The organism is Vibrio sp. 811 (assembly GCF_033339195.1).
Window position 1 is genome coordinate 1 of record NZ_JAWOUB010000935.1, and the last position, 520, is coordinate 520.

Below are 520 nucleotides of genomic sequence, written 5' to 3' on the forward strand. Positions count from 1 at the left end.
GTGAAGCGTACTGCGAGTACGATCCTGATGCTGTGATTAAAACGTGGGGAGAACCAGTAGGGAATCACCAAAACTCTGGGGCACGTGAGTTCTTCGGTGGTGATCTAAAAGGCGTTGAGCAAAAGCTTGGATACCTTGAACAATTGGGTGTGACCGCATTGTACTTCAATCCGATTTTTTCCTCGCCAAGTAACCATAAGTACGACACCACGGATTATTTCACGATTGATCCTATGTTCGGCACTAACGAGCATTTTGCGTCATTGTGCGAAAAAATCCGCAGCAAAAACATGAAGATCGTATTGGATGCGGTCTTTAACCATACTTCTGTGCATCACCCTTGGTTTGATATTCAGCAGAAAGGGAAAGGCGCGTACGGGAATCCTCAATCCGATTTTCGCGACTATTACTTCTTTGATGGGGAGAGTAATCACTATATTGGCTGGAAAGGTATCGACAATCTGCCGGTATTGAATTTTGAGAATCACGAAGTCAGAGAATATATCTACCAAGGTGAGGC

Annotated in this window: 1 protein-coding gene; it reads left to right on the forward strand. The window is 44.6% G+C overall.

All coding sequences use genetic code 11. The annotated features are described in order from the left end of the window. Positions 1–520 (forward strand): alpha-amylase family glycosyl hydrolase (locus R7Q46_RS30215; protein WP_318078721.1); only part of this gene is annotated, 520 nt, incomplete at both ends.